The sequence below is a fragment of the Capnocytophaga sp. oral taxon 903 genome, assembly GCF_013394785.1.
In the GTDB taxonomy this organism is placed as follows: Bacteria; Bacteroidota; Bacteroidia; order Flavobacteriales; family Flavobacteriaceae; genus Capnocytophaga; species Capnocytophaga ochracea.
Genome location: NZ_JABXYW010000002.1, coordinates 1,760,461 through 1,772,858, shown reverse-complemented (window position 1 = coordinate 1,772,858; position 12,398 = coordinate 1,760,461). Strand labels below are relative to the sequence as shown.

Sequence of the window (12,398 nt, the reverse complement as noted above, 5' to 3'; positions counted from 1 at the left end):
TAATAGCTTAATACAACAATGCCAAAAATGCCAAAAATGGGGTTTCGAGTCGAAAGAAAGAGAAAAGGCACTAGGCCTTAGGCTATAGGCACTAGGAGGGAGTGTGACGGAAAATCAAAAGAAACCTCCCCCTTTACACATACTCGGCTCTCGCGGGGCACATACCCAGCTGTCGCTGTCTATTTTCAAAAGGGGAATGTGGTGACGGCAAAGATGAAGGGAATGTGGTGAAAACTTCTCGCTGGCTATCTTCAAAAAGGGGAGTGTAGTGAAGAAGAAGCGGAGGAAAGAAAAAAATATTTCGTATTTAATTAAAAAAAATAATGTACATTTGCAAAAAAGAAATACAAGTATAACTGACCTATGTTTATTTATTTGCAGCTATTAAAGGAGAGTTTTAACTTCGCAATCAAATCGTTGCGAGACAATAAGCTCCGTACTTTCCTTTCGTTATTGGGTGTAACGGTGGGAATCTTCTCTATTATATCGGTATTAGCGGCGGTTGATTCGCTGAATAGAAGTATTCAGGAGAGCCTTTCGGGGTTAGACAAGAATATGATAAACGTCTCTAAATTCTCTTTTGCTCCTACCGATGTACCCCGTTGGCAACGCTTGAACTTTCCGCAAGTTAGCTATCAGGAATACGAATTTATGAAACGCGAAATACCTAATACTGAAGCTGTGGTGTATGAATTGTTTGGGGTATTTTCGACGATAAAATACAATGGCAAAACGATTCCGTCGCCTACTATACAATCTACTTCAGCAGGAGTTGAACAAATAAGTGATATTAGGATAGAAAAAGGTAGGTTTTACAACGAAGCTGAAGCGAATGCCGGTACTGCGGTAGTTATATTAGGGCATAATCTGGCTGAACAGCTTTTTGGTGAGGAAGACCCTATGAATAAAGAGATACGCATTTTTGGTCGCCGACTCACAGTTATTGGGGTACTGAAAAAATATGGCGAACTGGGGGGAGGTCCCGATGATAATGCTTATGTGCCAGCTAATTTTGTAAGAGGATTTATGAACACAGGCCCACAAGGGCTACCCAGTGGAGTAGTGTTAAAGCCTAAAAAAGGAGTAGATATGGCGGAGTATGAAGCGGTATTGCGCCAGAAATTCCGTGCTTATCGCGGACTCAAACCTGAGGATATAGATAACTTTTTTGTCAATAAAATATCGTCGTTTACCGATATGATAGACGAGACGATTAGTATGATGAATGTGGTAGGCTGGATTATAGGAGGCTTTTCTATCTTGGTAGGGGGCTTTGGTATTGCTAATATTATGTTTGTGAGTGTGAAAGAACGCACGAGCCTTATAGGCGTACAAAAGTCGTTAGGAGCTAAAAACCAGTTTATCTTGTTTCAGTTTTTGTTTGAAGCGGTGCTTTTGGCTATCATCGGAGGACTTTTTGGGTTGTTCTTTGTGTGGTTACTAACTTTTATTATTCCGAGTAGTAGTGATGGGTTTAACTTTGTGCTATCGTTTAAGAACGTAGCGATAGGCTTAGGAATCTCGTTTGTAGTAGGTTTGCTTTCGGGTATTATACCTGCATCGTCGGCTGCACGGCTCAATCCTGTGGAAGCGATTAGAACCGGACAGTAATGTAAAGTGATTTCAATATATTTAGGAAGAAAAGAAATTTTATAGGAAGAAAAAGAGAAATATAACTCTCTCATTTTCTACAAGTAAAAAAATAATTAACACTTCATCTTAAAATTTAACACTTTTTTTATGGAGTATGTCAAAAATATTTACTTATTTTGTAGCGAAGAAAGGTGAAAGCCTTGCTTGAGAAACTGAGTTTACTAATCAACTAAATTTTTAACCTATGTCTATCAACGCCTTTATTATTTATCTTTCGATAGAGATGAAATATTCTGACCATACAGTTGAGGCTTATAAACACGACCTTAGGAGTTTTGAGAAGTTTATTAAGAATCTATATGAGGAAAAAGGGGAAGATTGCTGTTTGGAACAAGCTGACCAAGAAGATATAAAGAAATGGATTATACACCTATCGGATGAAACTATTTCATTTAGGAGTATCAATAGGAAGTTATCGGCTTTAAAGACTTATTACAATTTCTTGAAGAAGACGAAACAGATAGAAATAAGTCCGTTCGAGAAAGGTATATTTTTATTGAAAACGGAGAAGAAGCACAAGTTGCCTTTTTCGGAAGCTGAGATTGAAAAGGTGTTGTCCTTTTTTTCATCGAAGGACTCATTTGATGAAGTGAGGAATAGGGCAGTGATTGAGACGCTTTATGCTACGGGTATACGTCGCTCAGAGTTGGCTGGACTGAAAGTAAGCGATGTGGATTTTGAACAAAAGCAAATAAAAGTGCTTGGGAAAGGTGATAAAGAGCGGTATATACCTATTATTCCTGAGCTTGAAAACACTCTTAAAGAATATTTGGTTTTAAGAGAAGAGGTAAAGAATGAAAAAAGCCAGGATTATCTATTTTTAGTAAAGAATGGTAAAAAGATATATTCGACGCTGGTATACAGAATTATTAATTCGTATTTTAGTGTCGTAACAACAAAGAAAGATGTGAGTCCTCACGTATTGAGACACTCATTTGCGAGTCATTTGTTAGATAATGGAGCAGACCTTTATACTGTGAAGGAACTACTGGGGCATTCCAGCTTGGCTTCTACCCAAGTGTATACGAACACCAGCTTGGCTGAACTCAAAAAGCAGTATAAGAAAGCACACCCTCGGGCAAACGGCAATAGCAATGAGGAAGAATAATTGAATTGTTAAACCTTAAATTTGTAAACATTATGAAAGTACACGTACACCCAGTTGATTTTACAGTCGACCAAAAATTAGTAGACTTTATTCAGAAAAAACTTGATAAGCTCGATAATTTTTACGATAGGATTATCGAAGCAGATGTGCATTTGAAGTTGGAAAATACCAATACCAAAGAAAATAAAATAGTAGAAGTGAAAGTACATATCCCAGGAGAAAGTCTTGTGGTAAAGAAACAATTTAAGACTTTTGAAGAAGGGGTTGATAGTGCTATCACACCATTGGAAAGAATGTTATTAAGACACAAAGATAAGCACTAAAAACTTATGCAATAGAGAAGAGCAGAAGTTTTAAAGTTTGTTAAAAACTTTTTGAATACAAAAAAAAGTTATACCTTTGCCCCAGTTTTTGTATAATTATATAATCAGAAAGTAATGAAAAGAAGCATTTTACTATTGGCTTCATTGGTTTTCTTTGGAGTCCAAGCACAACAGAATGACTATAACAAATGGTCTATTGATATAAATGGAGGGTTTAATAAACCTACCACTCCTTTTACAAGTGGGTATAATACTAATACGCTTAATTTATGGAGCGCAAATGCAGGTGTGCGCTATATGGCAAACAACAAGTTTGGGGTTCGCTTAGGCGGTGGTTACGACGTTTTTAAAAATGATGACGATACACCTAATTTTGAATCTAGACTTTGGAATGTAAACCTACAAGGGGTAGCAAACCTTGCGAGTGTTCTTAGCTTTGAAGAATGGACAAGTGACTTAGGATTACTATTGCACGCAGGTTTTGGATATTCACAGCTTAATAGTGATTATATTTCTAAACCCGACCAAATAGCATTTCTTACAGTAGGTCTTACCCCTCAGCTGAGAATTTCTAACCGTATAGCCTTTTTGCTTGATGCGTCAATGTACATCAATAGTAAGCAACAACTTACTTATGACACTAAGTCAGCTAATGGACAACAAGGCTTCCAAGGAAACCACTTTACCCTTACTGCTGGTTTAAACATTGCTCTCGGTAAACACGGTAAACACGCTGATTGGGCAGCAACTTCTAAAAAAGACGAATTAGAAGAAGTAGCTCAACGCGTAGCTAACCTTGAAAATAATGTTGCTGATTTGAAGAGCGAAGTGGCTAACAAGCAAAACAAAATGAACGATGCTAATGGCAACAACGTTCCTGATGAAATTGAAAGCTACTTAAACGACAATTATAAAGCAAAAGATAAAGTAGGTGAAAACGGAGAAGTAAAAGATGATGATGTAGCTGCTGACCTTATCAGAAAAGGTTATATCAATGCTTACTTTGATTTTAATTCATCTAAACCACAGATATCATCTTCTTGGGCTGTAGATTTTGTAGCTAAATATATGAAATCTAATCCTAATGCACACATTAATATTAATGGTTATGCTGATGAATTAGGAGGTACTCAGTACAACCAAACTTTATCACAAAAACGTGCTGATGCTGTGAAAGATTTGCTTGTGAAAGCAGGTATTGATGGCTCTCGTATTACTGCCGAAGGAAAAGGCGTAGATGCAAGTGTTGATAAGAACTCTTCAAGAGCACGTCAGTTAGCTCGTAAAACAACTTTTGAATTGAAATAGTAAGTATAATCAATTTAGAATAATAATGACAAATGCCCCCAAAAGATAATACTTTTGGGGGCATTGCTTTTTATGAGAAGGATTATTTATTTTAACAAACAAAGAGAAGGCTATAGCATAAAAGGATATCCAACTCTACTTACAAAATCATTGCATTAAATTCTTCTTCACTAATCATCTTCACACCTAATTGCTCGGCTTTTTCTTTCTTACTTGGTCCCATATTATCGCCTACTATTACGTAATTAGTTTTAGAAGAGATAGATGACCCTACTTTACCTCCGTGTTGTTCAATAAGGGCTTTGAGTTCCTCCCGTGAATACAAGTGAAAGATTCCAGAGACCACAAAAGTAAGCCCTTTGAGGGTATCAGTTTGACCTTCGGTAGCTTGTTCATTAATCGAAAACTGCAAGCCATAGCCTTTCAGCCTATCGATGAGTTGACGGTTGTAGTCATCAGCGAAGAAGTTTACTATACTGCTAGCTATTTGGTTCCCTATTTCATCTACTTCCACCAACTGTTCGATAGTGGCATTTTCTAGGGCTTCAATCGTTTTGTAGTGGCGTGCCAGCTTCTTAGCAACAGTCTCTCCTACATACCTAATCCCCAAAGCAAAAAGCACGCGTTCAAAAGGTATTTCTTTTGATTTCTGAATACCTTTAACAATATTCTCAGCACTCTTTTGTGCCATACGCTCTAAGGGGAGCAATTTCTCTACGGTTACCTCATAGAGGTCAGCATAAGTATGGATAATACCAGCACGGAAGAGTTGTTCTACTGTCTCTTCACCTAAGCCTTCTATATCCATTGCTTTGCGTGAGATAAAATGTTGAATCTTACCTGTAATCTGGGGCGGACAGCCATAAGCATTAGGACAGTAGTGTTGCGCTTCGCCTTCGTTACGCACCAACTCGGTACCACATTCAGGACAATGGGTGATATATTGCACGGGCTGAGCATCTGCTTCGCGCTTATCTAAGTTCACGCCTACAATTTTAGGGATAATCTCCCCGCCTTTTTCTACATATACCGAGTCGCCTATGCGAATATCAAGCTTTTCAATCTGGTCAGCATTATGTAATGAAGCGCGTTTTACTACGGTTCCCGCTAATAACACGGGGTTGAGATTTGCCACCGGAGTAATAGCTCCCGTACGTCCCACTTGGTAGGAAATACTCTCTAAAACAGTGTCTACTTGTTCTGCTTTGAACTTGTAAGCCATTGCCCAACGCGGTGATTTTGAAGTATATCCTAACTCTTCTTGCTGGGAAATACTATCTACCTTTACCACTACTCCATCAGTTTCATAAGGCAAAGTGTGGCGCTTGGTATCCCATTCGTTGATAAAGTCCATCACTTCGGCAGTAGAATGGCACAATTTGGAAATATTAGGTACTTTAAAGCCCCATTCGCGTGCTTTTTCTAAACTCTCAAACTGACTCTTTATACCTGTGTTCCCTACCAAAAAGTACAACAAGCAATCTAAACCTCGTTTAGCAACCTCGGCAGTATCTTGCAATTTGAGACTACCGCTGGCGGTGTTACGAGGGTTCATAAAAGGGTCTTCGCCAGCTGCTATACGTTCTTTATTGAGGCTTTCAAAGGCTTTTTTAGGCATTACTATCTCCCCGCGAATGTAAAAACGTTCAGGGTAATCGCCTTTTAGTTGCAAGGGTACTGAACGAATCGTACGCACATTGGCGGTAATATCGTCACCTTGAATACCATCGCCACGAGTAGTAGCTTGTTTAAGCTTGCCGTTTTCGTACAACAAATCTATAGAAGCACCGTCGTATTTCAGTTCGCAAGTAAAGTTAATTTGGTCACTGCCCAACGTCTTGATAATACGCTGTTCCCATTCCTCTAAGTCTTCTTTAGAATAAGAGTTATCTAACGAGTACATACGGTATTCGTGTACTACGGTTGGAAAACTTTTAGTAACAGAACCTCCCACGCGTACAGTAGGCGAATTCTCATCGTAAAACTCTGGGTATGCTTGCTCTAAGGCTTGTAGTTCTTTAAGCTTTTGGTCGAACTCATAATCCGAAATCGTAGGATTGTCTAAAACATAGTAGTTATAATTGTGCTCATTGAGTTCCTCCCGAAGTTGTTGTATCTTTTCTTTCATAATTTTCCTTGTTACCTTTTACCTCTTACCTTTTACCTTAAGACCCTATCTGGCTCTTTGTTCTTCTCCCATTTTAGGTCTGAAAGCATTGAGGCTTTGATGCCGATAAAGAAATACCACGAACTGCGATAACCGAACGGAGTGAACTGAAAACTCATACGGAAACTGCTCAAATCGCGCTCAAAACGTAATTGGGTATAGGTGAATCCTTGGTTTACAAAGTCATAACCGCTCGAAACTCCTACCTGCCATTTGGGCGTGAGCGATACGTTCCCTGAGAACATTAGCGAGTTGTTGGATATCTTATTTTCGCGTGCCTGATTGCTATAAGTAAGCGAGTGTGCTAAGGTTATGTCCCAAGGGATAACTGCCTTGTAAAAGGTCTTCTTCTCTTCTTTATCCTCGCCTTCTTTGCGATTCTTATCCATATCCTGCACTTCGCTTAGCGGTTTCGACGACCCAAAGAGGTCATCAGTACGTCCTCCCGCTACGTTACCCGTCTGTTTGTCTTTATTCTTGTCTTTTTTATCTTTGTTCGAGAATGAATAGTTAGTAGAAATATTGGCGTTAGTAAGCCTAAAAAGACTACCGCCGTTGTCTATATTCCATTTCTCCATTTGTCGTCCGTTGTTGTCTATTGCATAAGGGTTGAGTGTTGCCCCAAAGTTCACCCCGAGCTTCCCGTTGAAGAACGAAGTACCCCCCGTAATGTTCAGCGGACTAAACTGCTTGGTAATCACGTTGTAGTTAGAACTGAAATTGAGACTGTTCAAGAGCATTACTTTTTTCGGCTCAGCATCAGTGCTATCTTTTTGTTTCACTTTGGCTTCAAAGGTGTTTGCCAATGAGAACCCTATCGATTGCGACTCACCCAAACTTGGCGTACCGTAGATACCCCCCTCAAAACGGGTGTATTGTGAGCGGTTGCCATAAGCGTCCGAAATATAATAATCGTAATACTGGTCAAAAGAAGGATTATAACCATAACTCACCGAGGGTCGCATCACGTGGCGAATAGCTTGTATTTTAGCGTTCTTGCCAAAACGGAAAGTACCGTAGATAGTCGTACCGAGACTCGCCCCGAGGTTGTACGTCATAAAACGGTCAAAACCGCTGAGGGTGTCAATACCCACCTTGCCCGTATTGCTGTTGAAGTCCTTACGGCGAATTGTCTTAAATTGCCACGTCTCGTTTACTGATGAGTTCAACCCTAAGGTAACGTATTTAAATAGCTTAGCAGTTGTACTCACTGGTATAGAGTGTCGCACCCCGTTTCTCGCCTCGTCAAACATTTTTTTAGTAAAGAACAAACTGTCATAGGTCGAAAAACGGTTATCAGCTTGCATACTGTACTGGAAATTCAAACTCTTGATAAGTCCTTTCTTCGTTTGTCCTTCACGGGCAAAAGGATAAATGCGCTCCATACTCGCACGCATCGAAGGGAGTGTCATATCAATACTTTTCGTATTCGTATTTTGTGAATGCGATGCCGATAGCGATAAGTTAATCGAAGGATACGCTGGGAACGTCTTGGAATACGAGATAGACGACATCATCGTGTTGTTTAAAAAGTTCGACGTATTCGCTTGATTGTAGGATTCTTGATAATATCTACTGTTGCTCGATAGGTTCACCGAAGCCGAAAAGTTGGAATTAGGGTTGGCTTTGCCGTCTTTGGAATGCGACCACTGGATATTGTACATACGGCTACCTGAATAGTCAGGTAAACCCTTCATACTGTATATGTTATTCTCAAATGAAAGATTGAAGTTCCCTGAATACTTGTAGCGCTTCACATAAGCCGATTGTGCCCTAAGCCCATAGCTACCATTGGTATAATAGTCACCCGTAAGCGAAAGGTCAAAATTGTCGCTAATTACAAAGTAATAACCTATGTTCTGCAAAAAATAGCCACGGTTATTCACTTCTCCAAAGGTTGGGAAGATAAGCCCCGAAGTGCGTCCCGATACCATAGGGTAATAAGCGAACGGAATAGCCAAAGGCGTAGGAATATCCACGATATACATATTGCTAAACCCTGCAATAACCTTCTTCTTAGGCACGAACTTCGCTTTGCGCACTTTGATGTAATAATCAGGGTCGTCGAGGTCTTCGGCAGTAGTGATAATCGCGTTTCTCATAAAGTAAGTAGAGTCATTCTCCTTCTTGATGATTTCGCCTTTTATGTTGTTTTCGTCCTGCTTGGTATAAGCATTGCGGATAATCGCCTTCTGGTTGCGGTAATTAAAACGTATCGAATCGGGCTCTATTACATCACTACCTTGCTTAAATACAGGGTGTTGGGTATATTCTCCCACGCTGTCTTTTAGGCGTCCGGCATACACTTCGCCTTTCTCATAGTTAATCACGTCTATTCCCGCAGTGATGTCAATATCAGTATATTGCACATTAGTTTCGTTGTACAAAATGATTTCGTTCTTCACCTTGTTGAACACAATACTGTCCTTAGCCTTGTATTTCACGATGTCTTCCAAGGCATTCTTAGGTTTTTTAATCGTATCGTTTTTAAGGGAATCTTTAGCTTTTTCCGAAGGTTTCTTAGGCTTGATACGTCGCCCACGGCGGTCGTTTTTAGGCTCTACTGTATCTTTTTTGATAGTATCGCGCACTGCCCACGGAGTTGTATAGTGAAAACCACCCGACTTAAAGGCAAATGATTCCGCATACCAAAGACAGGAGCTTACCACTAATAAGCTGATAATGAAAGTGAGTTGACGTTTATAATGTAACAAAGTTCTTTCTGTATAGTTTTATTGAGGGGTCAAAAATACAACTTTTTTTTGAATTAACTGCTATCTACGAAAAAATCAACTCCCAAAACACAAGATTTTACAAACAATAGCCCTTCACTATAACGTTGCCGCACTCACCCTTTTTTCTTTGTGTCGTTACCCCGGAGATGCTTGAAAAGTCTCAAAATCGCTTTTGCATCGCAAACTTTTCCATAATTTAAAACTTTAGTAAAGTTAAAATCTCCTCCACATTTACCCCACATTACCTTCACTTTCTCCGTCACTACACTTCCCCTTTCCCGTCATACTTCCCCTAGTGCCTATGACCTAAGGCCTAGCACCTCTTCCTCTTTCTTTCGCCTCGAAACCCTCTTTTTACCATTTTTTGTATCGCTGTATTATACTATGAGTCAAATACTTGTATACCCTTTCTATACCAATCGTCCAAGATTCGTATAAGCTTCCTATAAGCTTTCTATAAGCTACCCACACCCTCCTTATAGTCTTTTTTCATCAAAAGACCTCCTAGTCTCCTTCTGAAAATCTTCGTTTCCTTCCGAATTCTCCTAACAGTCCCAATACATCGCTTTTTCATCTCAAACTAACAATCCTTCTGCTGGTTTACAAGGCGTAGCCTTGATTTTGTTTAATTTTTATTTAATTTCTGAGGCACAGCCTCATTCCTCTAACTCAACCTCACACCTCATTTTCCAATTTCCTCATTTTCTAATTTCCTCATTTCCTGGTATTATTGGCATTTTTTTAATCTTTTGTTTGCTTGGTATTGATAAAAAGTAGTATTTTTGTAGCCTAAAATGAAACCTTTTTTCCAAATGAGCACTGCAAAACAAGCAAAATCTGCCTTAATATCTGTTTTCGACAAAACAGGTTTAGAGCCTATCATTCACAGAATGAAAACCTTAGGAATTACTATTTACTCCACAGGAGGTACTGAAGATTTTATCAAGAAATTAGGCGTAGAGGTAGTTCCCGTCGAATCTATCACCGATTATCCCCCTATTTTCGGCGGACGTGTCAAGACGCTCCACCCTAAAATCTTCGGAGGTATCCTCAACCGTCAGGATAATGCACAAGATACTGAAGAAATGAAGCAATACGCTATTCCTCAAATCGATATAGTGATTGTAGACTTATATCCTTTCGAAAAAACAGTAACCAGCGGTGCCAGCGAGCAAGAGATTATTGAAAAGATAGATATAGGAGGTATTTCGCTTATTCGTGCAGCTGCCAAAAACTATAAAGATGTACTTTGTGTGGCATTAGCAAACCAATATGCTGACCTTTTGTACATCTTAAACGAACAGCACGGTAGCTCTACTTTGGAAGAGCGCCACTCCTTTGCTACTAAGGCTTTCCGAGTATCCTCACACTACGATACCGCTATCTTCAACTATTTTAATCAAACAGAAGAAATTCCTACCTTAGCGATTAACGAGTGCGACGGACAAGTATTACGCTATGGCGAAAACCCTCATCAAAAAGGAGAATTTTACGGTAATTTCGATGCCCTTTTCGATAAATTACACGGCAAAGAGCTCTCTTATAACAATTTGTTAGATGTAGATGCCGCCGTAAACTTAATGGCTGAATTTGTAGGTGACGACCCTACTTTTGCCATACTGAAACACAACAATGCTTGTGGCGTAGCAACTCGCAAAACTATCCACGAGGCATATAAAGATGCTCTTGCAGGCGACCCCGTATCAGCTTTTGGTGGCATTCTCATCTCTAATACTAAGATAGATTCAGCTACTGCCGAAACCATTCACTCGCTATTCTTTGAGGTAATCATTGCGCCTTCTTACAGCGATGAAGCCCTAAAAATACTCGAACAGAAGAAAAATCGTATTATTTTAGTACAGAAGAAAGCCAAAATGCCTACAACAAGTGTGCGCTCGTGTCTCAACGGCTATTTGGTACAAGAAAAAGACCTCAAAACCGATAGCATAGAAGATGTACAATACGTAACTGCTGTAAAACCCTCAGCTGAAGTGCTCGAAGACCTCTTCTTTGCTTCTAAAATATGTAAGAATACCAAATCGAATACCATTGTATTGGCAAAGAATAAACAGCTCATTGCAAGTGGCACAGGACAAACCAGTCGTGTAGATGCTCTTAAACAAGCTATTGAAAAGGCTAAAGAATTTCAGTTTGACCTCAACGATGCAGTAATGGCAAGCGATGCCTTCTTCCCCTTCCCCGATTGTGTAGAAATCGCTCACAACGAAGGTATCCGCTCGGTGATACAACCTGGGGGGTCTATCAAAGACCAAGCCAGCATCGATTATTGCGATGCACACCAAATGGGAATGGTGTTCACAGGAGTACGACATTTTAAACACTAATAAACGCTTTTTAAACAACGTATGAAACACATTGCAGCCGTAGGAGGCTATTTTATAATGCTTTATGATGTCTTTCGTAAACGCACCCGCTGGTCGATAATGAAAGACCTTATCTTGCGTGAGATAGACGATTTAATATTTGGGTCAATAGGTATCGTGACTTTTATCTCTTTCTTTGTAGGAGGGGTAGTAGCAGTACAAACTGCCCTAAATATCGATAACCCTTTTATTCCTAAATATCTCATAGGTTTCGCCACTCGTCAATCTATTGTATTGGAGTTTGCCCCCACCTTTACAGCTATCATCTTAGCAGGAAAAATAGGGTCGTTTATCACTTCCAGTATAGGTACGATGCGCGTAACCGAACAGATTGATGCTCTTGATATTATGGGAGTAAATTCAGTGAATTATCTAGTATTCCCAAAAATAGTAGCCCTAATGTTAATGCCTTTTCTCATCGCCTTAGGTATGTACTTAGGGGTATTAGGAGGCTGGGCTTCAGCGGTGATGAGTGGTTATACCACCTCTGCCGAATTTGTGCAAGGAGTACAATACGACTTCAAACCTTACAGTATGATATACGCTTTCACCAAAACGATAGTATTTGCCTTCTTCTTGGCTACTATCCCGTCCTATCACGGCTATTATATGAAAGGAGGTGCACTGGACGTTGGGAAAGCAAGTACCGTTTCGTTTGTATGGACAAGTATAGTGATTATCCTTTCTAACTCGGTACTCACACAGTTGTTCTACGCTTAA

Annotated in this window: 8 protein-coding genes; 6 read left to right on the top strand and 2 right to left on the bottom strand. The window is 39.7% G+C overall.

Annotated features, from left to right (window positions below; translation table 11 throughout):
* Positions 1-363 precede the first annotated feature (363 nt).
* The 4 genes from HW279_RS07335 (at position 364) to HW279_RS07320 (ending at position 4,392) form a co-directional block, all read left to right on the top strand.
* A complete protein-coding gene (locus HW279_RS07335; protein WP_106095689.1) occupies positions 364-1,611 on the top strand; it encodes an ABC transporter permease in 1,248 nt (415 codons plus the stop codon).
* Positions 1,612-1,837: 226 nt separating this feature from the next.
* Positions 1,838-2,761 (top strand): tyrosine-type recombinase/integrase, encoded by a 924-nt coding sequence (locus tag HW279_RS07330; protein WP_178958496.1) that lies wholly within the window; start codon positions 1,838-1,840, stop codon positions 2,759-2,761.
* 32 nt (positions 2,762-2,793) lie between these two features.
* Complete coding sequence (gene hpf / locus HW279_RS07325) at positions 2,794-3,084, top strand: ribosome hibernation-promoting factor, HPF/YfiA family (protein WP_048747261.1); 291 nt, start codon at positions 2,794-2,796, stop codon at positions 3,082-3,084.
* 114 nt (positions 3,085-3,198) lie between these two features.
* On the top strand, positions 3,199-4,392 hold the full coding sequence (locus tag HW279_RS07320) for an OmpA family protein (protein WP_178958495.1): 1,194 nt from the start codon (positions 3,199-3,201) through the stop codon (positions 4,390-4,392).
* Between the two features lie 139 nt (positions 4,393-4,531).
* Here HW279_RS07320 and ligA read toward each other — a convergent pair whose 3' ends face one another.
* Both ligA and HW279_RS07310 read right to left on the bottom strand, forming a co-directional pair.
* Positions 4,532-6,520 carry an NAD-dependent DNA ligase LigA gene (gene ligA / locus HW279_RS07315; protein WP_178958494.1) on the bottom strand — a complete coding sequence of 663 codons (1,989 nt, stop codon included), beginning with the start codon at positions 6,518-6,520 and terminating at the stop codon, positions 4,532-4,534.
* 32 nt (positions 6,521-6,552) lie between these two features.
* Positions 6,553-9,228: a putative LPS assembly protein LptD gene (locus tag HW279_RS07310; RefSeq protein ID WP_178959041.1), complete on the bottom strand. Its 2,676-nt coding sequence runs from the start codon at positions 9,226-9,228 to the stop codon at positions 6,553-6,555.
* A gap of 878 nt (positions 9,229-10,106) precedes the next feature.
* Here HW279_RS07310 and purH point away from each other — a divergent pair.
* Together purH and HW279_RS07300 are read left to right on the top strand one after the other, a co-directional pair.
* Entirely contained in the window at positions 10,107-11,639 is a 1,533-nt protein-coding gene (purH, locus tag HW279_RS07305) for a bifunctional phosphoribosylaminoimidazolecarboxamide formyltransferase/IMP cyclohydrolase (protein ID WP_178959040.1), read from the top strand.
* A 21-nt stretch (positions 11,640-11,660) separates the two neighbouring features.
* The gene (locus HW279_RS07300; RefSeq protein WP_009411747.1) at positions 11,661-12,398 is read left to right on the top strand and encodes an MlaE family ABC transporter permease; all 738 of its coding nucleotides are present in this window, start codon (positions 11,661-11,663) and stop codon (positions 12,396-12,398) included.

What these genes read in the sequence shown, in the direction of transcription:
- purH (WP_178959040.1), top strand. Translation starts at nt 10,107, where the DNA reads ATGAGCACTGCAAAACAAGCAAAATCTGCCTTAATATCTGTTTTCGAC.
- ligA (WP_178958494.1), bottom strand. Translation starts at nt 6,520, where the DNA reads ATGAAAGAAAAGATACAACAACTTCGGGAGGAACTCAATGAGCACAAT.
- HW279_RS07330 (WP_178958496.1), top strand. Translation starts at nt 1,838, where the DNA reads ATGTCTATCAACGCCTTTATTATTTATCTTTCGATAGAGATGAAATAT.
- HW279_RS07320 (WP_178958495.1), top strand. Translation starts at nt 3,199, where the DNA reads ATGAAAAGAAGCATTTTACTATTGGCTTCATTGGTTTTCTTTGGAGTC.
- hpf (WP_048747261.1), top strand. Translation starts at nt 2,794, where the DNA reads ATGAAAGTACACGTACACCCAGTTGATTTTACAGTCGACCAAAAATTA.
- HW279_RS07300 (WP_009411747.1), top strand. Translation starts at nt 11,661, where the DNA reads ATGAAACACATTGCAGCCGTAGGAGGCTATTTTATAATGCTTTATGAT.
- HW279_RS07335 (WP_106095689.1), top strand. Translation starts at nt 364, where the DNA reads ATGTTTATTTATTTGCAGCTATTAAAGGAGAGTTTTAACTTCGCAATC.